This window comes from Erwinia psidii, assembly GCF_003846135.1.
GTDB classification, from domain to species: Bacteria; Pseudomonadota; Gammaproteobacteria; order Enterobacterales; family Enterobacteriaceae; genus Erwinia; species Erwinia psidii.
Map to the genome: position 1 here is coordinate 45,765 of NZ_RHHM01000002.1, position 24,960 is coordinate 70,724.

Annotated in this window: 23 protein-coding genes; 14 read left to right on the plus strand and 9 right to left on the minus strand. The window is 51.7% G+C overall.

Going from position 1 to position 24,960, the window contains the following annotated elements; genetic code table 11:
• Positions 1-112: 112 nt before the first annotated feature.
• The 5 genes from lon to bolA form a co-directional block, all read right to left on the minus strand.
• The gene (gene lon, locus EB241_RS02865; protein ID WP_124231718.1) at positions 113-2,467 is read right to left on the minus strand and encodes an endopeptidase La; all 2,355 of its coding nucleotides are present in this window, start codon (positions 2,465-2,467) and stop codon (positions 113-115) included.
• Positions 2,468-2,660: 193 nt separating this feature from the next.
• Positions 2,661-3,935 (minus strand): ATP-dependent protease ATP-binding subunit ClpX, encoded by a 1,275-nt coding sequence (gene clpX, locus EB241_RS02870; protein WP_124231719.1) that lies wholly within the window; start codon positions 3,933-3,935, stop codon positions 2,661-2,663.
• Between the two features lie 118 nt (positions 3,936-4,053).
• A complete protein-coding gene (gene clpP, locus EB241_RS02875; RefSeq protein ID WP_124231720.1) occupies positions 4,054-4,677 on the minus strand; it encodes an ATP-dependent Clp endopeptidase proteolytic subunit ClpP in 624 nt (207 codons plus the stop codon).
• Between the two features lie 232 nt (positions 4,678-4,909).
• Entirely contained in the window at positions 4,910-6,214 is a 1,305-nt protein-coding gene (gene tig, locus EB241_RS02880; protein ID WP_124231721.1) for a trigger factor, read from the minus strand.
• 321 nt (positions 6,215-6,535) lie between these two features.
• Positions 6,536-6,850, minus strand: a complete 315-nt coding sequence (gene bolA, locus EB241_RS02885; protein ID WP_124231722.1) for a transcriptional regulator BolA — start codon at positions 6,848-6,850, stop codon at positions 6,536-6,538.
• 165 nt (positions 6,851-7,015) lie between these two features.
• Between bolA and EB241_RS02890 the strand changes: the two genes are divergently transcribed.
• The 8 genes from EB241_RS02890 to EB241_RS02925 all read left to right on the plus strand — a co-directional run bounded on the left by EB241_RS02890 (position 7,016) and on the right by EB241_RS02925 (position 16,141).
• Positions 7,016-7,594 (plus strand): lipoprotein, encoded by a 579-nt coding sequence (locus EB241_RS02890; protein WP_124231723.1) that lies wholly within the window; start codon positions 7,016-7,018, stop codon positions 7,592-7,594.
• A gap of 150 nt (positions 7,595-7,744) precedes the next feature.
• Entirely contained in the window at positions 7,745-9,223 is a 1,479-nt protein-coding gene (gene ampG, locus EB241_RS02895) for a muropeptide MFS transporter AmpG (protein ID WP_124231724.1), read from the plus strand.
• A 672-nt stretch (positions 9,224-9,895) separates the two neighbouring features.
• Positions 9,896-10,822, plus strand: a complete 927-nt coding sequence (gene cyoA, locus EB241_RS02900; protein WP_124231725.1) for a cytochrome o ubiquinol oxidase subunit II — start codon at positions 9,896-9,898, stop codon at positions 10,820-10,822.
• Between the two features lie 4 nt (positions 10,823-10,826).
• The gene (gene cyoB, locus EB241_RS02905) at positions 10,827-12,818 is read left to right on the plus strand and encodes a cytochrome o ubiquinol oxidase subunit I (RefSeq protein ID WP_124231726.1); all 1,992 of its coding nucleotides are present in this window, start codon (positions 10,827-10,829) and stop codon (positions 12,816-12,818) included.
• Complete coding sequence (locus EB241_RS02910) at positions 12,808-13,422, plus strand: cytochrome o ubiquinol oxidase subunit III (protein WP_124231727.1); 615 nt, start codon at positions 12,808-12,810, stop codon at positions 13,420-13,422. The genes cyoB and EB241_RS02910 overlap by 11 nt, the downstream gene beginning before the upstream one ends.
• The gene (locus EB241_RS02915) at positions 13,422-13,751 is read left to right on the plus strand and encodes a cytochrome o ubiquinol oxidase subunit IV (RefSeq protein WP_016190676.1); all 330 of its coding nucleotides are present in this window, start codon (positions 13,422-13,424) and stop codon (positions 13,749-13,751) included. The genes EB241_RS02910 and EB241_RS02915 overlap by 1 nt, the downstream gene beginning before the upstream one ends.
• Before the next feature lie 14 nt (positions 13,752-13,765).
• Positions 13,766-14,653, plus strand: coding sequence for a heme o synthase (cyoE, locus tag EB241_RS02920; RefSeq protein ID WP_124231728.1), 888 nt, complete (start codon positions 13,766-13,768; stop codon positions 14,651-14,653).
• Positions 14,654-14,779: 126 nt separating this feature from the next.
• Complete coding sequence (locus tag EB241_RS02925; RefSeq protein ID WP_124231729.1) at positions 14,780-16,141, plus strand: MFS transporter; 1,362 nt, start codon at positions 14,780-14,782, stop codon at positions 16,139-16,141.
• 77 nt (positions 16,142-16,218) lie between these two features.
• Here EB241_RS02925 and EB241_RS02930 read toward each other — a convergent pair whose 3' ends face one another.
• Entirely contained in the window at positions 16,219-17,157 is a 939-nt protein-coding gene (locus tag EB241_RS02930) for a LysR family transcriptional regulator (RefSeq protein ID WP_124231730.1), read from the minus strand.
• A 128-nt stretch (positions 17,158-17,285) separates the two neighbouring features.
• Here EB241_RS02930 and hpxD point away from each other — a divergent pair, with 128 nt between their 5' ends.
• Both hpxD and EB241_RS02940 read left to right on the plus strand, forming a co-directional pair.
• Positions 17,286-18,317: a molybdenum cofactor-independent xanthine hydroxylase subunit HpxD gene (gene hpxD / locus EB241_RS02935; protein ID WP_124231731.1), complete on the plus strand. Its 1,032-nt coding sequence runs from the start codon at positions 17,286-17,288 to the stop codon at positions 18,315-18,317.
• Positions 18,318-18,328: 11 nt separating this feature from the next.
• Positions 18,329-19,297 carry a PDR/VanB family oxidoreductase gene (locus EB241_RS02940; protein ID WP_124231732.1) on the plus strand — a complete coding sequence of 323 codons (969 nt, stop codon included), beginning with the start codon at positions 18,329-18,331 and terminating at the stop codon, positions 19,295-19,297.
• A 4-nt stretch (positions 19,298-19,301) separates the two neighbouring features.
• Here EB241_RS02940 and EB241_RS02945 read toward each other — a convergent pair whose 3' ends face one another.
• The 3 genes from EB241_RS02945 to EB241_RS02955 are packed head-to-tail and all read right to left on the minus strand — an operon-like array spanning position 19,302 to position 21,194.
• Entirely contained in the window at positions 19,302-19,808 is a 507-nt protein-coding gene (locus EB241_RS02945; RefSeq protein ID WP_124231733.1) for a DUF1543 domain-containing protein, read from the minus strand.
• 13 nt (positions 19,809-19,821) lie between these two features.
• Positions 19,822-20,463 carry a LysE family translocator gene (locus EB241_RS02950; RefSeq protein WP_124231734.1) on the minus strand — a complete coding sequence of 214 codons (642 nt, stop codon included), beginning with the start codon at positions 20,461-20,463 and terminating at the stop codon, positions 19,822-19,824.
• Positions 20,460-21,194: a YqcI/YcgG family protein gene (locus tag EB241_RS02955; protein ID WP_233592523.1), complete on the minus strand. Its 735-nt coding sequence runs from the start codon at positions 21,192-21,194 to the stop codon at positions 20,460-20,462. The genes EB241_RS02950 and EB241_RS02955 overlap by 4 nt, the downstream gene beginning before the upstream one ends.
• A 165-nt stretch (positions 21,195-21,359) precedes the next feature.
• Between EB241_RS02955 and EB241_RS02960 the strand changes: the two genes are divergently transcribed.
• The 4 genes from EB241_RS02960 to EB241_RS02975 all read left to right on the plus strand — a co-directional run bounded on the left by EB241_RS02960 (position 21,360) and on the right by EB241_RS02975 (position 24,952).
• Complete coding sequence (locus tag EB241_RS02960) at positions 21,360-22,265, plus strand: LysR substrate-binding domain-containing protein (RefSeq protein ID WP_124231736.1); 906 nt, start codon at positions 21,360-21,362, stop codon at positions 22,263-22,265.
• Between the two features lie 245 nt (positions 22,266-22,510).
• Positions 22,511-23,854: a heme anaerobic degradation radical SAM methyltransferase ChuW/HutW gene (gene hutW, locus EB241_RS02965; protein WP_124231737.1), complete on the plus strand. Its 1,344-nt coding sequence runs from the start codon at positions 22,511-22,513 to the stop codon at positions 23,852-23,854.
• Positions 23,835-24,329 carry a heme utilization cystosolic carrier protein HutX gene (hutX, locus tag EB241_RS02970; RefSeq protein ID WP_124231738.1) on the plus strand — a complete coding sequence of 165 codons (495 nt, stop codon included), beginning with the start codon at positions 23,835-23,837 and terminating at the stop codon, positions 24,327-24,329. The genes hutW and hutX overlap by 20 nt, the downstream gene beginning before the upstream one ends.
• Entirely contained in the window at positions 24,329-24,952 is a 624-nt protein-coding gene (locus tag EB241_RS02975) for an NAD(P)-binding oxidoreductase (protein ID WP_124231739.1), read from the plus strand. The genes hutX and EB241_RS02975 overlap by 1 nt, the downstream gene beginning before the upstream one ends.
• Positions 24,953-24,960: the final 8 nt, after the last annotated feature.

Sequence of the window (24,960 nt, forward strand, 5' to 3'; positions counted from 1 at the left end):
AGTTCAGGCCTTCACTGGCTTAACAGCACTCTAAATTAGCGGCCCCAAAAAAAGCTGGCAAGTCCGAATTTACTTGCCAGCTGCCGTTTTAAGGTCTTTTTGTCTTAAATCACTATTTTGCAGTGGCGACCTGCATGCCATACGGCGCATTTTGCAACGCCAGCCCCAGCACTTCTTCAATACGCTTCACCGGATGGATCTCCAGATCGGCGATCACGTTATCCGGGATCTCCTCCAGATCGCGTTTATTTTCGTCCGGGATTAACACGGTTTTGATGCCGCCACGATGTGCCGCCAGCAATTTCTCTTTCAGACCACCGATAGGCAGAACCTGACCACGCAGTGTAATCTCGCCGGTCATCGCGACATCCGCCCGCACAGGGTTCCCTGTCAGACAGGAAACCAGCGCGGTGCACATGGCGATACCGGCACTGGGGCCATCTTTCGGCGTCGCGCCTTCCGGCACGTGCACGTGGATATCACGTTTCTCGTAGAAATCGCCGTTAATGCCCAGCTTCTCCGCGCGTGCACGCACCACAGTCAACGCTGCCTGAATCGATTCCTGCATCACTTCACCCAGTGAACCGGTGTAAGTCAGCTTGCCTTTACCAGGCACACAGGCGGTTTCAATGGTCAGCAGATCGCCACCCACCTCGGTCCATGCCAGCCCTGTCACCTGACCGACCCGGTTTTCGCTATCGGCACGGCCATAGTCATAACGCTGAACGCCAAGATAATCTTTCAGATTGTCGGCATTGATCTCAATATGTTTGCGCTTTTTGTCCATCAGCAGAGTTTTCACCGCTTTACGACACAGTTTTGACAGTTCGCGCTCCAGGCTGCGCACACCGGCTTCACGGGTGTAGTAACGAATAATGCCCACAATCGCGCTGTCATCCACGGTCAGCTCGCTTTCTTTCAGCGCGTTACGCTCAATTTGCTTGGGTAGCAAATGCTGTTTGGCAATATTGAGTTTTTCGTCCTCGGTGTAACCCGACAGGCGGATCACCTCCATACGATCGAGCAACGGAGCCGGGATATTCATGGAGTTAGACGTCGCCACAAACATCACATCCGAGAGGTCGTAATCCACTTCGAGATAGTGGTCGTTGAAGGCATTATTCTGTTCAGGATCGAGAACCTCAAGCAGAGCGGAAGCGGGATCGCCACGCATGTCCGAGGACATTTTGTCGATTTCATCGAGCAGGAACAGTGGGTTTTTTACGCCAACCTTTGCCATTTTCTGGATAAGTTTGCCCGGCATTGAGCCGATATAAGTCCGACGATGACCGCGGATCTCTGCTTCATCACGCACGCCACCAAGCGCCATACGGACATACTTTCTGCCTGTCGCTTTGGCAATAGACTGCCCCAGAGAGGTTTTACCCACCCCCGGTGGCCCCACCAGACACAGGATTGGGCCTTTAATTTTGCTGACGCGGCTTTGGACGGCTAAATATTCAAGGATGCGGTCTTTCACCCGTTCCAGACCAAAGTGATCGATATCCAGCGTTTCCTGTGCTTTAACCAGATCCTTCTTCACTTTACTGCGCGCGTTCCACGGCACCTGCACCATCCAGTCGATGTAACCACGCACTACCGTCGCTTCTGCCGACATTGGTGACATCATCTTCAGCTTCTGCAACTCAGCTTCGGTTTTATCACGGGCCTCTTTTGGCATTTTGGCCGCATCAATTTTGCGTTTCAGCGCTTCATTTTCATCAGGCGCATCGTCCATTTCGCCCAGCTCTTTCTGAATCGCTTTCATCTGTTCGTTCAGATAATATTCGCGCTGGCTTTTTTCCATCTGTTTTTTGACACGATTACGGATCCGTTTTTCAACCTGTAGCAGATCAATCTCCGATTCCATCATCGCCATCAGATATTCCAGACGTTCGTTAACATCTGACATTTCCAACACCGACTGCTTATCTGCCAGCTTCAGCGGCATATGGGCCGCCACAGTGTCGGCCAGACGTGCTGCGTCCTCAATACTGTTCAGTGACGTCAGCACCTCCGGTGGGATTTTTTTATTCAGTTTGATGTAACCCTCAAACTGATTTATCGCCGTGCGCACCAGGACTTCCTGCTCGCGCTCGTCAATTTCCATGGAAGCCAGGTATTCAGCCTGAGCGGTAAAGTGATCGCCATTATCAGCAAGGGTAGTGATATGCGCACGTTGCAGCCCCTCCACCAGCACTTTTACCGTCCCATCAGGCAATTTCAACATTTGCAAAATAGACGCTACTGTCCCTACAGCGAAAAGATCGTTAATACCAGGTTCATCCGTTGAAGCCTCTTTCTGAGCGACCAGCATGATCTTTTTATCATGATCCATGGCAGCTTCAAGGCAGCGAATTGATTTCTCACGGCCAACAAACAACGGAATTACCATGTGCGGATAAACCACTACGTCACGCAACGGCAACACAGGGATTTCAATGCGTTCGGAACGCTCAGCATTCATAGAGCTCTCTCTCAGTTTAATTTCCGCCAGGGTGATGGGAACTGCCACAAACCACTCAAAAGGCAGTTTTACCCACAGGTGTCTGAGTATATGGGGATGGATGCAGCACATTCAACGTTATGTGCGCGAGAAAAACAAAAGGGGAGACATTTCTCCCCTTTTTTGAAATAACTGACTGGAAATACTTGGTTAATTATTCACCAGAAGCCTGTTGCGCTTCATGTTTTCCATAAATCAGCATTGGCTCGGTCTGACCATCGATCACCGAATCATCAATCACCACTTTTTCCACATCGTCCATTGAAGGGAGGTCATACATGGTGTTCAACAGCGCCCCTTCCACAATAGAACGCAGGCCACGCGCCCCGGTTTTGCGCGACATCGCTTTTTTGGCAATCGCCGTCAACGCCTCATCACGGAATTCCAGCTCGACACCTTCCAGATTGAACAACGCCTGATACTGTTTGGTCAGCGCATTCTTCGGTTCACGCAGAATCTGGATCAACGCTTCTTCGTTCAGCTCATTCAATGTGGCAACAACGGGCAGGCGGCCAATGAATTCAGGGATGAGACCAAATTTGATCAGATCCTCAGGTTCCACCTGTTCCAGTAGCTCACCTTCAGTCGCTTTTTGCGATTTGCCTTTTACCGTGGCACCAAAACCAATACCCGTTCCGGTTTCCACACGCTGAGAAATCACCTTATCCAGGCCCGCAAAGGCACCCCCACAAATAAACAGAATTTTGGAGGTATCTACCTGTAAGAATTCTTGCTGCGGATGCTTACGGCCTCCCTGCGGTGGGACCGCAGCAACGGTACCTTCAATCAGCTTCAGTAATGCCTGCTGCACGCCCTCACCCGATACATCGCGGGTAATAGAGGGGTTATCAGATTTGCGGGAAATTTTATCAATTTCATCGATATAGACGATACCGCGCTGCGCTTTTTGCACGTCATAATCACATTTTTGCAGCAGCTTCTGAATAATATTTTCGACGTCCTCACCCACATAACCGGCTTCGGTAAGTGTGGTAGCATCGGCCATGGTGAACGGCACGTCCAACAGGCGGGCCAGGGTTTCTGCCAGCAGTGTCTTACCGCTACCGGTAGGCCCGATCAGAAGAATGTTACTTTTGCCAAGTTCAATGCCATTACTGGTATCGCCATTGCGCAAACGCTTATAGTGGTTATACACCGCCACTGCCAGCACCTTCTTCGCTCTTTCCTGGCCGATAACATAATCGTCGAGATGATGGCGGATTTCGTGCGGGGTAGGTAACGCACTACGCTCACGATGCGGAGCAACTTCTTTAATCTCTTCGCGAATGATGTCGTTACATAGATCGACACACTCATCGCAGATATACACTGACGGGCCGGCAATCAGCTTACGCACTTCATGCTGGCTTTTGCCGCAAAAAGAGCAGTACAGCAGCTTTCCTGAACCGTCTTTGCGCTTATCTGTCATCAGTTAACCTCTTCTGTTATCTTCGTCCGCGTTATTCACGGCGATGATACCGCAGTGCGGTATCCTCATTCGTCGCTGGTTCCCCTCTCTGACTATAGACGACAGAAGAGGGATGGGGTCAGGTGCGATGCGTCAGAATTGAATCGACAAGACCATACTCTACAGCTTCACTGGCGGACAGGAAACGATCACGTTCAGTGTCACGCTCTATTTCTTCAAGAGTTTTGCCCGTATGCTCCGCCATCAACTCGTTCATACGCTGTTTCACCTTCAGGATTTCACGCGCGTGGATTTCAATGTCCGTCGCCTGTCCCTGATAGCCTCCCAGCGGCTGATGGATCATGACACGGGAGTTAGGCAGGCAATAGCGTTTACCTTTAGTACCGGCCGTCAGCAAAAATGCCCCCATTGAGCACGCCTGCCCCATACAGATGGTGCTCACATCAGGCTTGATAAACTTCATCGTGTCGTAGATAGACATGCCTGCGGTAATCACCCCACCTGGCGAATTAATATAAAGGTGGATATCTTTCTCAGGATTTTCTGCTTCCAGAAAAAGCATCTGGGCGACGATCAGATTCGCCATATGATCTTCAACCTGACCAGTCAGGAAGATGATTCGCTCCTTGAGCAGGCGAGAAAAAATGTCGTAAGAACGCTCTCCACGAGAGGTCTGTTCAACCACCATCGGCACTAAAGCCATATGAGGTGCCGTTTGTTCACGTTCGCCGCTGTATGACATTATCTGTCTCCTGAAAATTTCGTTTGGCCGGATTCCTATCTGGGGGTGCTGCCCCACTGATTCAAGCATAACAACGTTTTTATCAACTGCTAACCAGGAAAAACAGCTTAGTTGATAATTTGCCGGTTTAATGAACAAACAGAGTTCGGAATGTCGCTCAGAACAATCAATAAAACAAAAAGCCCGCAGTCATAATAACCGCGGGCTTTTATTTTCCTTAAGAATCAGCAAATCAGGCAGTCTGGGCCTGGTTCATCAATGCCTGGAAATTCGTTGCTTTTTCCGTCACTTTGGCTTTTTCCAGTACGGCTTCCACCGCCTGTTCTTCCAGAGCCACATTACGCATGTTGTTCATCAGTTCGTTGTTTTTACTGTAGAACTCCAGTACTTCGGCCGGATCTTCGTAAGCAGAAGCCATTTCTTCAATGAGCACTTTAACACGCTCTTCATCGGCTTTCAGCTCGTGAGTACGAATAACTTCACCCAGCAGCAAACCGACTACAACACGGCGTTTAGCCTGTTCTGCGAACAATTCACGTGGCAGTTCAAGAGCCTGCTTCTCATTGCCACCGAAACGCTGTGCCGCCTGGCGTTTCAGCACTTCGATCTCACTGTCGATCAGGGCGACTGGCACATCGATGTCGTTGGCATTCACCAGGCCGTCAATCGCCTGCGTCTTCACTCGGTTACGCACTGCACCTTTCAGCTCGCGTTCCATGTTCTTACGCACTTCGGTGCGAAGGCCGTCCACTGAACCATCTTCCACGCCGAAACGTTTGATAAACTCTTCAGTGAATTCTGGCAGTTCGCGCTCCTCAACTTTCTTCAGCACGATGTCGAACTTAGCCGCTTTACCTTTCAGGTTTTCAGCGTGGTAATCATCCGGGAAGTTCACGTCGATAGTGAAGGTTTCGCCTGCTTTGTGACCCACGACGCCTTCTTCAAAGCCTGGGATCATGCGCCCCTGGCCCATTGCCAGAACGAAGTCAGAGGCCTTTCCGCCTTCAAACTCTTCACCATCCACAGAGCCGGTAAAATCGATAGTGGCACGATCTTCCGCTTCTGCTGCACGATCGGTTTCTTTCCAGGTGGCCTGCTGCTTACGCAGCGTCTCCAGCATGGTATCAACATCAGCATCGGTCACTTCCACCAGCGGTTTTTCAACTTCAATGGATTCCAGACCCTGCAATTCGACTTCCGGGTAGACTTCAAACTCAACGGAATAGGTAAAGTCTTCACCCATTTTGTATTCACCCGGCACATAAGCTGGCGCACCCGCCGGGTTAATTTTTTCTTTGATGATAGCGTCAACAAAGTTGCGCTGCATCAGGTCACTCAGAACATCCTGACGAACAGAAGCACCGTAACGCTGTGCCACAACATTCATCGGCACTTTCCCTTTACGGAAACCGTCGATGCGGACTTTTTTCGCTACGCTGACCAGTTCACTTTTTACCGCGTTTTCGATTACATCTTTCTCAACGGTAATCGTAACGCGACGGCCCAGGCCCTGAGTTGTTTCTACTGAAGCTTGCATCTTAATTACCTCAAAAAAATCACGTGCTCGTTCAACTTCAGACCCTACCTGCTTAACAAGAAACACAGTAGAGGCTAAGAACCGGGGCGGTCTCTGCTAGCATAACCGCACTCCCTGTACCAGAAGCGTCCCGAAGACATTCAGGAAAAAAATAGACGCGGCATTATAGCGGCAACCTCAAAGCGAGTCGAGGCCGCACCTGTCCCCGATTTCAGTAACCTGAAAGTTTTATCCGATAAAGCCATCGAAAACCCAAACCAACGCCATTTCTCGAATAAACAAAAAAAGCGGCTCGCAGGCCGCTTAACTTAACGACAGGTTTCAGGCCAGCGTGCTGGCTCCGCGGCAGTTTGGTGAGGCCGGGACCGTATCCTGCAATCCCTCCCACTCTTTCGTGGTGTATGTGTGCAATGCCAGTGCGTGTACGCTACCCGCCAGCTCATCAGCCAGCACGCCGTAGATAGCACGATGGCGTGTCAAAAAACGCTGATGACTAAAACTGTCGCTGACGATCACCACTTTGAAATGGCTTTCTGCGCCGGCAGGAACATTGTGACGATAACTTTCGTCATGAACGTCCAGATGCACAGGCGCAAACGCTGTTCTTAACTTTATTTCTATTTGTTCGCGGACCATACCTTTACTCCTCATGACCGTGAAAAACCGCCTTAAAAAGGCACCGATGGCTTAATACACAACGCAATGAATTTACGTCTTATCAGGCTTCAACTTGTTAAAACCGATGTTATGATGACCACCTTACTGTCTGCACCACACCTTTTAGTCACTGAGAAAATAAGCATGCTGAAAAAAATCATATTCCCTCTGCTGGCGCTGTTCTTTCTGGCCAGTTGTGCAAGCAACAACAACACCCTGACTATTGCGCCTAAAATCCAGCTGCCTCAACAGGACCCAAGCCTGGGCGGCGTCACCGTCAGCATTAACGGTGCCGATCAGCGTAGCGACCAGGCGCTGGCAAAAGTGAATCGCGATGGCCAGTTGGTCACACTGACAGCAACACGCGACCTCCGGTTCCTGCTTCAGGAAGTGCTGGAGAAGCAAATGGGTGCCCGTGGGTACATGATTGGACCAAACGGACAGGCGGATCTGCAAATCGTTGTTAACAATCTGTACGCCGATGTTACTCAGGGCAACGTGCGATACAGTATCACCACTAAGGCGGATATTTCTATTATCGCCACCGCCAAAAATGGCAACAGACAGGTTAAAAATTACCGCCAGACCTACAGCGTTGAAGGCGCGTTCAACGCCACTAACGATAAAATCGCCAATGCCGTTAACTCCACGCTGAGCGATGTAATTTCCGATATGGCTCAGGATACCAGCGTAAGTCAGTTCATCAGACAGAACGCACGCTGAATAAGAAGACAGGCACAGTGCACATATGGGGTAACCGCTGTTGCCCCATCCGCAAACAATAGCGTTCTGGATGCGCGTTTTTTCTTTATATAACTGTCGCATATCCCAGCAGATTCATTATCTTACCGGTGCTCCCTGTTTAAGGTTTTTATGACCCGTAATTATCTGCATATTTTTACCCAACGTAAGGCAGCGCTACTGCTGCTGCTTGGCTTTGCCTCCGGTTTGCCGTTGGCACTCAGTTCCGGCACCCTGCAGGCATGGATGGCCGTGGAAAACATTGATATTAAAACCATCGGCTTTTTCTCGCTGGTTGGGCAGGCTTACGTTTTCAAGTTTCTCTGGTCTCCGCTGATGGACCGCTACACGCCACCGTTTTTAGGACGGCGTCGTGGCTGGCTGCTGATGACGCAAATCCTGCTTATTGTCGGTATTGCGCTGATGGGTTTTATGCAACCGTCCCGCGATCTGACCCTGCTGGCAGCTCTTGCTGTACTGATCGCTTTCTGCTCCGCATCGCAGGATATTGTTTTCGATGCCTGGAAGACGGATGTGCTGCCGGCGGAGGAACGCGGTAGCGGTGCGGCCATTAGCGTACTGGGCTATCGGCTGGGAATGCTGGTTTCCGGCGGTCTGGCGCTGTGGATTGCCGATCGCTATATCGGCTGGAATGCCATCTGGTGGGTAATGGCCGCAATGATGCTTCCGGGAGTTATCGCCACGCTTATCGCCAGCGAGCCGGATGATACCGTTCTGCCACCCAAAAACCTGGAAGAGGCGGTCGTTGCCCCGCTGCGTGATTTTTTTAACCGCAATAACGCGTGGCTGATCCTTTCTTTGATCGTGCTTTATAAACTGGGCGACGCCTTTGCGCTCAGCCTGAGCACCCTGTTCCTGATCCGTGGCGTTGGATTTGATGCCGGGGAGGTCGGGCTGATTAACAAAACCCTGGGGCTGACCGCGGCCATTCTGGGCGCGCTGTTTGGCGGCATGCTAATGCAACGCCTTAGTCTGTTTCGTGCGCTGATGCTGTTTGGCATCCTGCAAGCCGTATCCAATCTGGCTTACTGGGGACTGTCGGTGACAGACAAACATCTCTACAGCATGGCAGCGGCCGTGTTTGTTGAAAATCTTTGCGGCGGCATGGGCACGGCAGCATTTGTCGCGCTGCTGATGACGCTGTGCAACAAGTCCTTTTCGGCTACCCAATTCGCCCTGCTCTCGGCGCTTTCGGCAGTCGGCCGGGTGTATGTCGGCCCTCTTGCAGGCTGGTTTATTGAGGCCTGGGGATGGCCAACCTTCTACGCCTTTTCGGTTGTTGCAGCCCTACCGGGGCTGCTCCTGCTGGCCGCATGCAAAACCACGCTGGAACGGGCGCAAAGCGGCGAAGATTTTGCCATGCGCACTCAGTTCACTGGTGGCTACCGTTGGGCATTACGGGCGCTGAAAACAGGGGCGGCGCTGATTGCCGTTGGGTTGATCCTGTTGGCACTCCGGGCATCAGGTCTGCCGGAAACCGGTTTGCAACCGGGTCTGTTATGGCAAGGCGGTATGGCGTTGGTGACGCTTGGCATCGTCTGCGGCAGCCTGCTGGATTACCTGGCACTGCAAAAATCACCGGTTCGCTAGCGAGCGGCTGGCGGCGGTGAAACGCTATTTACTGCCGCGCTATCGGATCGCACCAACATCAGGCCTGCGGCGACGGCAGGCCTTGCAGAGTCTTATCAGACTCGCCTGGGCGGGCCGTTCGCTCAGGTGACCGGTGTCACCGCTATACCTGTTTATCGGATCTGCTGTTCAACGCCTGCATTTTCTCTGACGGCAAGACATTATCCGGCATCCGCCTCAGTCATGTTTGTGCCTGTGAAGTCATTTATTGCCAGTACATTAGCCATTTTTAACCTCATCTGCAGCCCTGAAATCACAATTCGCTGCGTTATTTCTTAAAAGATTTTACACGCTGACTCACCCCACCAGGGATACTAAAAAACCGTGCGTTATTATTTTCGTATAATATGCATCACCCAAATGATAAATTTATGTTAAATGCTTGAGTGGTAAATTCGCTGTTTATAGCAACCGCGTTTTCTGAAGACGCTTTCACGTCATTTTTGTTATATTCACCCTAACATCCTACCGTTATTAATAATTTGTCACCTTCAGCAACATTTGTGACAACGTTCGAATATGGCGTCAACACAGCACTGACACAAGTTGCTGCTGGTTTACAGTAAACAAACCTTCCCGTAAAATGCTGCCACACTTAAACGACAATAGAGCCCTTGTCATTGAGGTCGTTAAATGAGACTCAGTAAATACAATAAAAGTTTGGGGATTTTGTCATTAATTGCAGGCACCTTATTGTTAAGTGGCTGTGATAGTGCATTGTTAAATCCCAAAGGACAGATTGCACTGGAGCAACGTTCGCTGATACTGACAGCCTTTGGCTTGATGCTAATCGTCGTAATTCCGGCAGTCTTGATGGCCGTGGTGTTCGCCTGGAAATATCGTGCATCCAATACGAATGCAAAATACAGCCCGAACTGGTCCCACTCCAACAAAGTGGAAGCAGTGGTCTGGACCGTTCCCATCTTGATCATCGTTTTTCTTGGCGTACTGACATGGAAATCAACCCATGCGCTGGAGCCAGCAAAACCGCTTGCCTCCGATGTCAAACCGATTGAGATCGATGTGGTGGCACTTGACTGGAAATGGCTGTTCATCTACCCGGAACAGGGTATCGCCACCGTGAACCAGATCGCGTTCCCGGCTAACACGCCAGTGAACTTCAAGATCACCTCAAACACCGTGATGAACTCATTCTTCATTCCAACTCTGGGCAGCCAGATTTACGCAATGGCGGGTATGCAGACTAAACTGCATCTGATTGCCAATGAACCCGGTACCTTTGATGGTATTTCCGCTAACTTCAGCGGTCGCGGTTTCTCCGGCATGAAGTTTAAAGCGATTGCCACACCTGACCAGGCTTCATTTGATCAGTGGGTTGCAAAAGCCAAAGCCTCATCCAATACGCTTATGACAATGGATGACTTTGAGAAAGTGGCTGCGCCGAGCGAAAACAATCCGGTTGAGTTCTTTTCTACCGCTAATCCTGAACTGTTCAGGCAGGTTATTGGTAAGTTCAAGATGAGCCACGGGAAAATGGACATGTCTGGGCATGAAGGCATGAACATGAGCGAAGCCTCACACGCGGGAGCCGAGGAATAATACGATGTTGGGAAAATTAACCCTTGATGCAGTACCGTACCATGAACCCATTATCGTGGTTACGGTAGCCGCCATCATTCTTGGTGGACTGGCTGTTACTGGAGCAATCACTTATTTCGGTAAGTGGCAATACCTGTGGTCAGAATGGCTGACGTCTGTTGACCACAAAAAGCTTGGTATCATGTATATCATCATGGCTTTCGTCATGCTTTTGCGCGGCTTTGCCGATGCGATAATGATGCGTAGCCAACAGGTGCTGGCTTCCGCCGGTGAAGCAGGATTCCTTCCTCCTCATCACTACGATCAGATTTTTACTGCTCACGGCGTAATCATGATCTTCTTCGTAGCGATGCCGTTTGTTGTCGGCTTGATGAACATTGCTGTTCCTCTGCAAATTGGCGCTCGCGACGTCGCCTTTCCATTCCTGAACAACCTGAGCTTCTGGTTCACGGCGGTGGGCGTGGTGCTGGTTAACCTGTCACTGGGTGTGGGCGAATTCGCCCAGACCGGCTGGCTGGCCTACCCTCCTCTCTCCGGTGCGGAATACAGTCCGGGCGTTGGCGTGGACTACTGGATATGGAGTCTGCAACTTTCGGGGATCGGCACGACATTAACCGGGATTAACTTCTTCGTGACTATCCTGAAAATGCGCGCCCCTGGCATGACCATGTTCAAAATGCCGGTGTTCACCTGGGCCTCTCTGTGTACTAACGTACTGATCATCGCCGCATTCCCGGTTCTGACCGTTACGCTGGCACTGCTGACCCTTGACCGTTATCTGGGCTTCCATTTCTTCACCAATGAAATGGGCGGCAACATGATGATGTACGTCAACCTGATCTGGGTCTGGGGCCATCCTGAAGTGTACATTCTGGTTCTGCCGGTTTTCGGTGTCTTCTCCGAGGTGGTAGCGACCTTCTCCAAAAAACGTCTGTTTGGTTATACCTCACTGGTGTGGGCAACGGTGGTTATCACCATCCTGTCCTTTATCGTGTGGCTGCACCACTTCTTCACCATGGGTGCGGGTGCGAACGTCAACGCCTTCTTCGGCATCATGACGATGATTATCGCCATCCCGACGGGTGTTAAAATCTTTAACTGGTTGTTCACTATGTATCAGGGGCGCATCCAGATGCACTCCGCTATGCTGTGGACCGTAGGCTTTCTGGTCACCTTCTCCGTAGGGGGAATGACAGGCGTTCTGCTGGCGGTTCCAGGTGCTGACTTCGTGTTACACAACAGCCTGTTTTTGATTGCTCACTTCCATAACGTAATTATCGGTGGTGTGGTATTCGGTTGTTTTGCGGGCGTGACCTACTGGTTTCCGAAAGCATTTGGCTTTTGCCTGAATGAAAAATGGGGCATCCGCGCTTTCTGGTTCTGGATTATCGGCTTCTTTGTTGCCTTTATGCCACTGTACGCACTTGGCTTTATGGGCATGACCCGTCGCCTGAGTCAGAATATCGACCCGCAGTTCCATCCGTTGCTGGTGGTAGCTGCCTGTGGTGCGGCACTGATTGCCTGTGGTGTACTTTGCCAGCTTATCCAGTTCTGGGTTTCTGTCCGCGACCGTGAACAACTGCGCGATTTGACAGGCGATCCATGGGGTGGCCGTACCCTGGAGTGGGCAACCTCTTCACCACCGCCATTCTATAACTTTGCTGAAGTGCCCGTTGTTAACGAGCGTGATGCATTCTGGGAAATGAAAGAAAAAGGCGAAGCTTATAAGCGTCCTGCGAACTATGCTGAGATTCATATGCCGAAGAACAGCGGTGCAGGTGTGGTTATTGGCGCATTCAGCCTGGTATTCGGTTTCGCCGCTATCTGGCATATCTGGTGGCTGGTCGGTCTGTCGTTCCTTGGCATGATCGTCTCCTGGATAATTAAGAGCTTTGATCAGGACGTTGATTACTACGTTCCCGTTGCCGAAATCGAAAAAATCGAGAATCAGCACTTTGACGAAATTAGCAAAGCAGGTCTGAAAAATGTCAACTGAAACTCTGACTAAGCACCACGACGCCCATGCGGAGCATGGGCATCACGATGCAGGCGCCAACAAAGTTTTTGGCTTCTGGATCTACCTGATGAGCGACTGCATTATCTTCGCTACACTGTTTGCCACCTATGGTGTAATGGTTAACAACACGGCAGGCGGTCCGGCAGGTAAAGATATTTTTGAACTGCCGTTCGTGCTGGTTGAGACCGCGCTGCTGTTGCTGAGCTCAATCACTTACGGTTTTGCTGTCATCAACATGAATAAAGGCAGCAAAGGTGCGGTGACCGGCTGGCTGGCGCTGACTTTCCTGTTTGGTCTGGGCTTTATCGGCATGGAACTCTATGAGTTCCATCACCTGATTATGGAAGGTTTCGGCCCACAGCGTAGTGGTTTCCTGTCGGCATTCTTTACGCTGGTAGGTACACACGGTCTGCACGTCACCTCCGGTCTTGTCTGGATGGCCGTTCTGATGTATCAGATTAGTCGTCACGGCCTGACTGAAACCAACCGCACTCGCGTCATGTGCCTGAGCCTGTTCTGGCACTTCCTCGATGTGGTCTGGATCTGCGTATTCACCATTGTCTATCTGATGGGAGCCATGTAATGAGTCATTCTGTTAACCAACATGGTGCATCACACGGTAGCGTGAAGTCTTATATGATCGGCTTTATTCTGTCGATTATTCTGACCGCAATCCCTTTCTGGATGGTCATGGACGGCACGGCTTCTAAAGCGACCATCCTCGGTGTGGTGCTGGTGTGTGCGGTGGTTCAGGTGCTGGTTCACCTGGTCTACTTCCTGCACCTTAACACCTCTTCTGAAGAGAGATGGAATCTGGTGGCAATTGTCTTTGCTGCCATAATCATCTTGATAGTTGTTGTTGGCTCGCTATGGATCATGTGGAACCTCAACTACAACATGATGGCCAACTAACTGAGCTACCTGTGATGATAAAGCAATACCTGCAAGTAACTAAACCAGGCATTATTTTCGGAAATTTAATTTCTGTCATTGGGGGATTTTTGCTGGCGTCTAAAGGCAGCATTAACTATTCCCTGTTTCTCACCACCTTAGTCGGTGTCTCGCTGGTGGTCGCATCGGGTTGTGTTTACAACAACTTTATCGATCGTGACATCGACAAAAAAATGGAGAGGACCAGGAATCGGGTGCTGGTTCAGGGCCTGATCTCTCCCACCGCTTCTCTGGTTTATGCCACCGTACTGGGTATTGCTGGCTTCGCGTTACTGTATCTGGGTGCCAATCCGCTGGCCATGTGGCTGGCGGTAATGGGTTTCGTGGTTTATGTCGGTATTTACAGCCTGTACATGAAACGCAAATCGGTTTACGGCACACTGATTGGCAGCCTTTCAGGCGCGGCACCACCGGTGATTGGTTACTGTGCGGTGTCCGGTCAGTTTGATGCAGGCGCATTCATTCTGCTGGCGATCTTCAGCCTGTGGCAGATGCCGCACTCCTATGCCATTGCTATTTTCCGCTTTAAAGATTATCAGGCGGCAAATATCCCGGTCCTGCCGGTGGTAAAAGGTATTTCCGTGGCAAAAAATCATATTACGCTCTACATTCTGGCGTTTATGATTGCCACGCTGATGCTGACGCTGGTGGGCTATGCGGGCTACAAATATCTGGTCGTGGCTGCGGCGGTCAGCGTGTGGTGGCTGGGAATGGCGCTTTCGGGATACAAGACGCAAAACGATCGCGTCTGGGCCAGAAAGCTATTTGTCTTCTCAATTGTTGCCATAACCGCACTGAGCGTGATGATGTCGGTTGATTTTATGACACCGGGCTCAAAAGATCTGCTGACTTACGTCTGGTAACCCAAATCTCTCAACAAGGGCGCGATTATCGCGCCCTTTCTTTTTGTTACGACTGTTTAATAAGAAGTATTTTACCCATCCAGCCCTGCCCCTTAAAATACCAGCAGCAGATAAACTGAGGTTGTAATGAACGATAACAAAATGACTCCGGTCGAGCTGCGTGCGACATGGGGTTTGGGAACGGTATTCTCCCTGCGTATGCTGGGTATGTTTATGGTCCTACCCGTACTGACCACGTATGGCATGGCTTTACAGGGGGCAAGTGAAGCACTGATCGGACTTGCCATTGGTATCTATGGTTTAGCACAGGCGGTATTTCAAATCCCTTTCGGCCTGTTGTCGGACAGAATCGGCCGTAAGCCGTTGATCGTAGCTGGGCTACTGGTTTTTGTGCTGGGCAGCGTAATTGCCGCCTGTACCGACTCTATTTGGGGTGTGATCCTCGGGCGAGCCCTGCAAGGTTCAGGCGCCATTGCCGCCGCCGTGATGGCCTTGATCTCAGACCTCACTCGCGAACAAAACCGCACCAAAGCGATGGCATTCATCGGCATCAGCTTTGGTATCACCTTTGCGCTGGCTATGGTGCTTGGCCCGATCATCACCCATACACTTGGCCTGCACGCGCTGTTCTGGATGATTGCGCTACTGGCCACCAGCGGTATTATTATCACGCTGGTGGTGGTCCCCTCCACGACGGATCATGTCCTTAACCGCGAATCAGGTATGGTAAAAGGCAGCATTAAAGATGTGCTGACCAACAGCAGGCTGGTAAAGCTCAACGTTGGCATCCTGTGCCTGCACGTGCTGTTGATGTCCAGTTTTGTGGCACTGCCCGGCGAATTTGAACAGGCTGGTTTTCCGGCGGAGCAACACTGGAAGGTTTACCTGGTCACCATGTTGATTGCCTTTGGCAGCGTGGTGCCATTTATCATATACGCGGAAGTGAAACGCCAGATGAAGCGGGTTTTTATCTGCTGTGTGGCGCTGATGTTGGTTGCAGAAGTCGTCCTGTGGGGCGCGGGCAATCACTTCTGGACGCTGGTGGTGGGCGTGCAGCTGTTTTTTATTGGCTTTAATCTGATGGAGGCAATCCTGCCTTCGCTGGTCAGCAAGGAGTCTCCTGCCGGTTACAAAGGCACCGCGATGGGATTGTACTCCACCAGTCAGTTTATTGGCGTGGCCATTGGTGGCAGCCTTGGCGGCTGGATCTTTGGTCATTTTGATGCCCAGTGCGTATTTCTGATCGGCGCGATTATTGCGGCAGGCTGGCTGGTGGTCAGCATGACCATGCAGGAACCGCCCTACGTCAGTAGCCTTCGGCTCGTCCTCAAGGACAACACCGACAGCAATAAACTGGAAAAGCGTTTAAAATCCCAGCCCGGCGTTGCCGCCGTATTTATCGTGCCAGAAGAAAAAAGCGCCTACATAAAAATTGACAGCAAAGTCACCAGCCGCCCTGAACTGGAAGCGCTGGTCGCCAGCAGCTGAAACCTGAAACGCCACAGACTTCCCGGTCTGTGGCCGTATCGCCCTGCCCCTCTTTTGTCAGTAACCATAAGGTGATGTCACTTTAAGCAATTAACATCGTCGTTCTTCGCCTTACGGTCGAGGGCCTCAATGATTCCACACAGACGCTGAATAACATGCTGGGCAGCGCGTGATAACTGGCGCGAAGGTGCCGTACACAGGGCCAGCGTCAGGGGGCGTAACAGGTTATTTTTCAGCGGCACAAAGCTCAGTTGCTCGCTTCGGACGTCCGCCATGACATCCAGCCAGCTCATGATGCAAATGCCTGCCCCCTGGATAACCAGATTGCGGATCAGGCTGATATCGTTGCAGGAGATGAAGTTTTCCGGGAACTGACCTGACCGCTGGTATAGCGAGATAACCCGCTCATGAACCACCAGCGACGCCTGAGGAATAATATGCCGTTCTCTGTTGAGCTGCCCCAGCGTCAGGCTTTCCCTGGTACTGAGGGGATGCCCGCTCGGCAGGATCACCCCCATCTCCAGTTCAGCAAATGCCAGTACCTCCAGTCCACTCACCGCGCCGGGATCGAGTATCAGTCCAAAATCAACCTCTGAATCACGTATCATTCGGCAGATGGTTGAACTGTTCTCCACTGCCAGTTTTAACGTCAGCCATTCATTCTCACAGGCGACCATTGCCAGCTCCTCGGCAACCTTACCTTCTGTCAATGCCTGCACCAGACCGGCACTAACCTGACCCCGTTTCAGTCCCTGGATATCGTCAAAACGTTGCCTGGTGACGCTGAACTCCCGTTGCCAGCGGACCAAATCGTAGTAAAGCAGCTCTCCGGCAGTGGTCATGCGCATCCCTTCCGGCAGACGTTCAAACAGCGCAATGGCAAAACTTTCTTCCGCCTGCAAAATCTGCCGGTTAATGGCGGAGGCGGAAACATGCAGCTTTTCTGCAGCCTTACGCAAACTGCCAGAGCGCGCGACTTCAACAAAATAGGCAGCAAAACGGGAAAACGGCGTCATAACGTACCTGTCTCTTTTTTTGCAACACATTAGTGAATTAATGATGATGGATTAGAACAGATTAAAGCATTAACAATATCCCGACAAACATAAAGGCAAACGCCGTAAGTCAACGACAGGGCATTTTTATGAACACCATCACTCCTCCCGCACACTGTACTTTTGAGCCTGACGACTGGTTGCGCCTTGCACAGCAATGGCATCCGGTGGCCCGTTCATCAGATATCAGCAATGCACCTGTAAAGGCGGTTCTGCTTGATGAGCAAATGGTGGTTTATCGCCTCAATGAAAACGTCGTGGTGGCGCGTGATGTTTGCCCCCATCGTGGCGTGCCATTAACGCTTGGCTTCCATGATGAAGAAGGCATTGTCTGTCCTTATCACGGACTCCGCTTCGGTGAGGGAGGTAAATGTAACCGCATCCCGTCCAGTCCCGGACAGCCCATCCCCGCCAAACTTAATCTGACCACTTACCAGGTTGAAGAACGCTTCGGTCTGGTCTGGGTGTGCATGGCACCTAACGCGCAAAACCCTGCCGCTCTGCCGCGTATGCCTCACTGGACCGACAGCGGCTTTCAACAAATCAACTGTCCCGGATTTGATGTTAATGGTTTTGCCGGACGCCAGGTTGAAGGGTTTCTTGATGTGGCCCATTTTGCCTGGATACATACGGAAACCTTTGCCGATGCCAATAATCAGGAAGTTCCTCCTTACAACCCGGTGGAAAAAGAATTTGGCTTCGAGGTCGACTACTGGAGCACGGTGGGGAACTATCCCGCCAGCGTTGAGCACCGTGCACCAGAGGGTTTCCAGTGGTTGCGCCATTTCGAAATGCACCTTCCCTTCACCGCCACCCTAACCATTCATTTTCCGGGTGATTCCCGCCTGGTGATCATGAACGCCGCATCGCCCGTATCAGCGAGGAAGACACGCATGTTCGCCCCCATTGCCCGCAATTTTGATCTGCACGTTCCCATAGAAGAGGTACATGCTTTCAATCAGCGCGTATTTGAAGAAGACCGTCTGATGGTAGAAACGCAGATGCCAGAGCGATTACCTCTGGACCTGACGCTTGAGGCCCATATCCCCGCCGACCGCAGTTCGATTGCCTATCGCAGAAGCCTGAAGCGTATGGGTTTTGGTGAATTTTTCCTGGTCTGAAGGAGATGACGATGACTACGCTGTTAAACGTGGTGGTTGATGGTATCTGGCGTCAGGGTCGTCACAACCTGGCGATTAATCTGGTGGCGGAAAACGGACAAGCGTTGCCGGAGTGGCAACCCGGAGCGCACATCGATCTCCATTTACCGGATAACAGGGTGCGGCAATATTCACTGACCGGTCGGGGTAACACATCCCACCAGTATCAAATCTGTGTCGCCCATGATAAGCAATCGCGTGGCGGTTCACGCTGGATACATGAAGTATTACGTCCGGGTCACACCCTTAACATTTCTGCCCCACGAAATCTGTTTCAGCTGAAGCGCGCCGATAAAGTTGTTCTGCTCGCGGCCGGAATTGGTATCACGCCTTTATATGCCATGGCCGAAGCACTGGAAGCCAGCGGCGTCCCGTTTGTTTTGCATTACTATATTAAACATCATGACGATGCCGCTTTTCTTCAGCCCCTTTCCAGAGTGCTGCAACACGGCATTTGCAAAATCTGGTCCAGCAGCGAAGGGCAAAGCCCACGCACGCACATTGCCGATGAGTTGAAAAGCCCGTCAGAACAGAATCACCTCTATTTGTGCGGCCCGGAAGGATTTATGTCACAAATGACAGAAACAGCCTGTCGCGCTGGCTGGCTGGCCGAAAATATTCACACCGAAGCCTTCAAACCTCCGGCTGTGGCAGAGGGACTTAGCGACAATAACAGCTTCACCGTCACCCTGGCGTCCACTGGCCAACAGTGGATCGTTCCGGCAGAAAAATCGATTGCCCATGTACTGAAAGAAAACGGGGTGGATGTGCCTCTTTCCTGTGAGATGGGCATGTGTGGTGCCTGTCTGACCGGCGTTAAGCAGGGGATGGTGGATCATCGTGATACCGTACAGTCGGATCGCGAAAAAAATGCAGAGCAGCAACAGATTGCCCTGTGCTGCTCGCGAAGTCTGTCAGCAAATCTGGTGATTGATCTGTGAGATATCAGCGCCCAATAGGCTGATAGCCCTGCCACTCCGGCGTAAAGGGGGTGCCGTTTTCACAAGGAGTAAGGTGGACATACAGTCCCCCCACCTTCTCCAGTAGCAGGCAGTCATCCACCTCTTTGAGATTATCTTTGTGCTGTTGCTGCGCACCGTTCAACAGGCTGGCCAGGCCACGTGCTTTCGCTTCCTTCGCATCCTTTGCCACAAAGAAATCGAAGGCGTGTAATTCTGCCAGACTTGATGGATGATAGGCACCCGCGTTGACAAACCAGAGTCGCCTGTCGGTGTGGTCTGGCGCTACGTCGCAAAGGCTGATGTTGAAACCATCAGCCCAGGTCAGTCTGGCGTAACCATCAATATGCAGCTTGTCCGCATCGCCAAACCAGGCTTCACGAAGCGCCGGCCAGGCATCTTCTGGTTTCCTGGCAGCGACAAACTGAATGTCGTGAACTTCAATATTCGATTTCCCGGCGTTGCCACCGAGGTAAAAAATATACAAATGCATGTCCACTTCCTGTTCAGAGGGGGCCTTTCGCAATAATCTCAGCTATTGCCAGCACATTATATATTACCCCACCCAGCGCAATACCCAGTAAAACCAGGGAAGAGATCAGTTCAATCGTTTTGCCATAACGGGAAGGCATCCAGCGTTTCACCGTAAGAATGTACAACGTGAGGATGGCAAAATCGAAGAAAATCCAGACCACACACAGCGTCATAATACTGGTGCTGAAGTCACGCGTTACCGCGATGAACTGCGGAAAGAAAGCGATGAAGAACAGAATGTCTTTAGGATTGGCAATCCCGGTCATAAAGCCTTTCAGGAAGCCACCGCGATGACTTGCCGGCACCTTCATCCCTGCGTCGCCTTTACCCGGCGCTGGCAACAAGCTCTGAAGCGCGGCATGGCCGATATAGAGTGACCCGGCAACGCCCGTCAGGTAGAGCCACAGTGGCGAAAGCGAGACCACCCCTTTCAGCGTTAGCGTAGCCAGTGCAATCAATACCAGCGATGCGCCATTGGTGCCGACCGCCGTAGCAAAAGCGCTACGGTATCCGTAGCGGGCTGCGGTTCCCGTAATCAGGGCAACCACCGGTCCCGGCGTCAGCAGTAACATCATCACCGAAAGTATATATGCGCCCAAAAGAGTCAGATTCATCGCGATTTTTTTTCCTTATGTATGTGGAGTGGGCAGCCTGAAAAACTGGCCGAACCGGGTTCATTCAACTGATACTGTTTCCATTCGAGGCTGTCTTTATCGCCATAAAAACCCAGCTCGGCGGGAACATGGCCATGATTGTAATCACTGACTCTTGCGCGGATTTTCTCACGGATCCTGATACCTTTCGGATCGCGCTGGCTGGCAAGAATGTCGAAATGGGGTCGGGGATTAATGACAAACACCACTCTTTTGCCCAGATTACGACTGCGTAAACGAATGTGACCTGGGCAACTGATATTGATAAACAATTCAGTGCCGCCAAAACAAAACGACCAGGCGCTGTCACCGGGCGAACCGGGAATATGCTCCGGCCAGGGGTGAGGATCGTGGTCATGCAACATCTGTAGCTGCTGCCATGCAAACCGATGGGCCTGGGCCAGAGAGGAAAATTCGCTTTGCTCAAAAATCACGATCAGTGGGCTGTAGAGGCGCTCCTCTTCCGGCAAGCTCTGAGTACGCCGGACGAACAGATCCATCACCGAAAGCATCTCACTGGTGGTTTGCTGCTGGCTGATAAAGCCAAACAGGAGCGATTCCGATTTCCATGCGTGACGGGCGAAAAGACAGGGAAAATGGCGTTCTTCCAGCCTGGCGGCAATATCGCTAAAGCCATCAAGCTTCCAGCCATAACGCACGGCCGGGTGGGCTGTGTCTCTGTGTAACATCATCAAATCGGACTGCCTGAGTATTATCCCGTTACTGAGTAACCTGTCTCCCATCTCGTTTCTCTTTTAAAGCCTGATTGCCGCACGGGATTATTCATTTACGGACAGGTATTGAAAAACGGATAAAACTCGCGCTTAATGTGATTAAAAATCACAATGAGAAAAATAATGTCACTTCCACCACTCTATGCATTGCGAGCTTTTGAAGCTGCGGCCAGACTTGGCTCATTCAGTAAAGCAGGAGATTTACTCAACGTTACACCTGGCGCTATCAGCCGGCATATTCGTACGCTGGAAGCCTGGTTTGACTGCGAACTTTTCCGACGAAACGGCCCGCGCATTATCGTCACCGATGCCGGTCGCGTATTGGCGAATCAACTCACCGAAGGTTTTTTTTGTATAGAACGGGCCTGCTTTGCATTTCGCAGTAATAACCATAATCTGCGTCTCAAAGCGCCATCCACGCTGACCATGCGCTGGCTGCTGGATGTGCTGAATGCTTTTCGTGAAAACAACCCAACGCCGCATATTGAAATCACCAGCGTCTGGATGGACACCGATGTGGTGGACTTCAGCTTTGAGCCTTACGATTGTGCCATTCTGTTGGGAAACGGTAACTTCGGCGAAACAGCAGCAAGCAGCCTGCTGTTTGATGAATGGCTCATTCCGGTTTGCACACCGAAGCTCAAAACTGCCGCACAGACCAACCTGGCGGAATGTGAGCTGATCCATCCTTCACCTGACCGGCGTGACTGGCGAAGATGGCTGAAAAAAACCGCCAAATATCCGGGACTTAACCTCTCAGGGGGGAAAGTCTTTGACACCCTTGAACAGGGGAATCTTGCGGCTATCAGTGGCCATGGTATTTCTGTCGGGGACCTGCTGCTCAGTCTGGAAGCAATCAACAGCGGGCTGCTTTCCCTTCCCTTCGAAGAGGCCGTTGCCACAGGCGACGGTTACTATCTGGTCTGGCCGGTAAACTCACCACGGCTAAGAAATATTGAGCTGCTTTTTGACTGGCTTAAAAAATCGGTGCCTTTATTACCGCAAAAAGGGATCCTTTATAAGGACTGATTTGCAGGAAAACCGCTCCACTCAGGTCGGAATGCCCTGAAGAGGCGGTTTTTCGGGAGCCGCCTTTCCTCCCTCCTCCGGGTATACCGCCGTTTTACTGCGCACAACCGTATGAACAGTCTGAACTTATCCTCTTTCCTTCACCATTCTTGACTTAAATCATCGCAGCCACCGGACGCTTTGATAAATGATAATGATTATCTTTTAAAGCGTTCTATTCTACGCCTGCCTCATGGAAAAGGACTATGCCGATAGATTTAACCCCCTGGTTTGCACAGGCTGGCGTTCAGGCCTTTGCTGCACGTCGCGCGGCAATGCCGTGGCGTAACACCACACCACTACCCGCTGAAGCCGTTCAACCTGCCTGGCAAAAACTGTTACAACAACCCTCACCACCGCGTAAACGGCTGGTCTATCTTCACGTACCGTTCTGCGATACACGCTGTACTTTTTGCGGCTTTTATCAAAATAAGTTTCAACCTGATGAGGCTGAAAAATACGTCCGCTACCTGCTTCGGGAAATCGACATGGAGGCAGACAGCACGTTACATCAGTCCGCACCGATACATGCTGTGTATTTTGGCGGTGGTACTCCAACGTCACTTTCGGCACAGAGCCTGCACCACATCATCAGCCGACTGCGCACCAGACTGCCCCTGGCCCCGGATTGTGAAATTACCATTGAAGGACGCATACTTAACTTCGACGATGAGCGCATTGATGCCTGCCTTGATGCCGGTGCCAATCGTTTTTCCATCGGTATCCAGACGTTTGACAGCCGTATTCGTAAGCGAATGGCACGCACCTCTGATCGTCAGCAATCGGTGAGTTTTCTTGAGAAACTCTGTCGCCGCGACCGGGCTGCGATCGTGTGCGATCTGATGTTCGGCCTGCCCGGCCAGACAGCAGAAAGCTGGCAACAGGATCTTGAAACGGTCAGGGATATCGGCCTGGATGGTGTGGATCTCTATGCCCTGAACCTGCTACCCAGCACGCCGCTGGCAAAAGCTGTCGAAAACCAACGCACCGCACTACCGGATGTCAGCGAACGCCGCGAGCTTTATCTTCAGGGGGCTGCGTTACTGGCCGACTACGGCTGGCGACAGTTAAGCAACAGCCACTGGGCCAGAACCACCAGAGAGCGCAACATGTATAATCTGCTGATCAAGCAGGGTGCCGACTGCCTGGCGCTGGGTGCCGGCGCGGGAGGGAACCTGAAAGGTCAGGCGTATATGATGCATCGCCAGTTGGACAGCTACTACCGCATGCTGGACAGTGGTCATAAGCCTATCGGTATGATGACCTCCGAAGCACAGCAGCCACAATGGTGGCGGCACGCATTGCAGGGAGGAATTGAAGCCGGGCGTCTGGACCTGACCGCACTCACCCCGGAGGCAAATCAACTCCAGCCCCTGATCGATCAGTGGTATCAGTCAGGACTGCTCACGAACAATACGCTGTGCCTGCGCCTCACCGACAGTGGCCGTTTCTGGGCCAATAATCTGATGCAGTCACTGGCAGAAATCCTTATGCAGCTCACCGCAACCCCATCCGAAAAAGGAAGTCACTATGCAACCCACCCTCTCTGAATTTATGCAAACCAGCCCGGACATCATGCTGGAAGAGATTGCCCGGCGCTATGACGTCAGCCTGCAAATGGTCATTGAAGCGCTACCGGCGAAAACCCTGATTGACGGTAAGCATTTTGATGCCGTCTGGGACAGCGTTACCCGCTGGGGAGAAGTGACAACCCTGGTGAATAACCAGGATATCATTCTGGAGTTCCACGGAGACCTCCCTCCGGGACGTTACGGCCACGGCTATTTTAACCTGCATGGAAAACAAGGGCTGAGCGGCCATATTCGCGCCAACCACTGCCAGCGAATCGCTTTTGTTGAGCGTCCTTTTATGGGAATGGCAACCGCGTCAGTCATCTTCCTCAACGCGACCGGAGAGGCTATGCTGAAAGTCTTTGTCGGTCGTGACAGCCATCGTCAGCTGCTGACCGATCAGCTCACGGCTTTCCGCCAGCTGGCGGAAAGCCTGCAACAGGGAGAAAACTAATGGCAACGTGGCTTATTCTGGGCGCTGCCCGTGGCACTGGCGCCGAACTGGTGAACTACGCGGTTGCCCATCAACAGCCGGTGGTGGTGTTGGTGCGTAAGCAGGAGGATGCAGAGAGACTGGCTGCCTGTAACCATGTGCAGGCTTTTGTCGGGGATGCCTGCGATGTCAGAAGCGTGATACAGGCCTGCGAAGCCGCCGGCCCGGATGCCGTTATTATTTCCACTTTAGGCGGTGGCGGTCAGGATTACACCGCTCACCGTAATGTCATTGACTGTGCAGAACTGACAGGAATAACCCGGATGCTGATGGTCACCTCGCTTGGCTGCGGTGACAGCTGGCCAACACTGTCTGAGCGGGCCAAACGCGCCTTTGGCCAGGCGGTCAGGGAAAAATCGCTGGCGGAAAGTTGGCTGCAAACCAGTCGCCTGGCATGGACTATTATCCGCCCCGGCGGTTTGTTAAATGGCGAGGCCACCGGCAAAGGCCAGCTGAGGCAAAACGCAGAAGTTCACGGCCTGATACGCCGTGCAGATGTGGCGTTGGCCATTGTGGCGCTGGTGGCACAACCGCTGAATAACCAGATCTACAGTCTGGTTGAACCTGGATTAACCGCCGGATAACGCCCGCA

Coding starts and splice junctions, on each gene's coding strand:
- lon (WP_124231718.1), bottom strand. CDS start 2,467: ATGAATGCTGAGCGTTCCGAACGCATTGAAATCCCTGTGTTGCCGTTG.
- clpX (WP_124231719.1), bottom strand. CDS start 3,935: ATGACAGATAAGCGCAAAGACGGTTCAGGAAAGCTGCTGTACTGCTCT.
- clpP (WP_124231720.1), bottom strand. CDS start 4,677: ATGTCATACAGCGGCGAACGTGAACAAACGGCACCTCATATGGCTTTA.
- tig (WP_124231721.1), bottom strand. CDS start 6,214: ATGCAAGCTTCAGTAGAAACAACTCAGGGCCTGGGCCGTCGCGTTACG.
- bolA (WP_124231722.1), bottom strand. CDS start 6,850: ATGGTCCGCGAACAAATAGAAATAAAGTTAAGAACAGCGTTTGCGCCT.
- EB241_RS02890 (WP_124231723.1), top strand. CDS start 7,016: ATGCTGAAAAAAATCATATTCCCTCTGCTGGCGCTGTTCTTTCTGGCC.
- ampG (WP_124231724.1), top strand. CDS start 7,745: ATGACCCGTAATTATCTGCATATTTTTACCCAACGTAAGGCAGCGCTA.
- cyoA (WP_124231725.1), top strand. CDS start 9,896: ATGAGACTCAGTAAATACAATAAAAGTTTGGGGATTTTGTCATTAATT.
- cyoB (WP_124231726.1), top strand. CDS start 10,827: ATGTTGGGAAAATTAACCCTTGATGCAGTACCGTACCATGAACCCATT.
- EB241_RS02910 (WP_124231727.1), top strand. CDS start 12,808: ATGTCAACTGAAACTCTGACTAAGCACCACGACGCCCATGCGGAGCAT.
- EB241_RS02915 (WP_016190676.1), top strand. CDS start 13,422: ATGAGTCATTCTGTTAACCAACATGGTGCATCACACGGTAGCGTGAAG.
- cyoE (WP_124231728.1), top strand. CDS start 13,766: ATGATAAAGCAATACCTGCAAGTAACTAAACCAGGCATTATTTTCGGA.
- EB241_RS02925 (WP_124231729.1), top strand. CDS start 14,780: ATGAACGATAACAAAATGACTCCGGTCGAGCTGCGTGCGACATGGGGT.
- EB241_RS02930 (WP_124231730.1), bottom strand. CDS start 17,157: ATGACGCCGTTTTCCCGTTTTGCTGCCTATTTTGTTGAAGTCGCGCGC.
- hpxD (WP_124231731.1), top strand. CDS start 17,286: ATGAACACCATCACTCCTCCCGCACACTGTACTTTTGAGCCTGACGAC.
- EB241_RS02940 (WP_124231732.1), top strand. CDS start 18,329: ATGACTACGCTGTTAAACGTGGTGGTTGATGGTATCTGGCGTCAGGGT.
- EB241_RS02945 (WP_124231733.1), bottom strand. CDS start 19,808: ATGCATTTGTATATTTTTTACCTCGGTGGCAACGCCGGGAAATCGAAT.
- EB241_RS02950 (WP_124231734.1), bottom strand. CDS start 20,463: ATGAATCTGACTCTTTTGGGCGCATATATACTTTCGGTGATGATGTTA.
- EB241_RS02955 (WP_233592523.1), bottom strand. CDS start 21,194: ATGATGTTACACAGAGACACAGCCCACCCGGCCGTGCGTTATGGCTGG.
- EB241_RS02960 (WP_124231736.1), top strand. CDS start 21,360: ATGTCACTTCCACCACTCTATGCATTGCGAGCTTTTGAAGCTGCGGCC.
- hutW (WP_124231737.1), top strand. CDS start 22,511: ATGCCGATAGATTTAACCCCCTGGTTTGCACAGGCTGGCGTTCAGGCC.
- hutX (WP_124231738.1), top strand. CDS start 23,835: ATGCAACCCACCCTCTCTGAATTTATGCAAACCAGCCCGGACATCATG.
- EB241_RS02975 (WP_124231739.1), top strand. CDS start 24,329: ATGGCAACGTGGCTTATTCTGGGCGCTGCCCGTGGCACTGGCGCCGAA.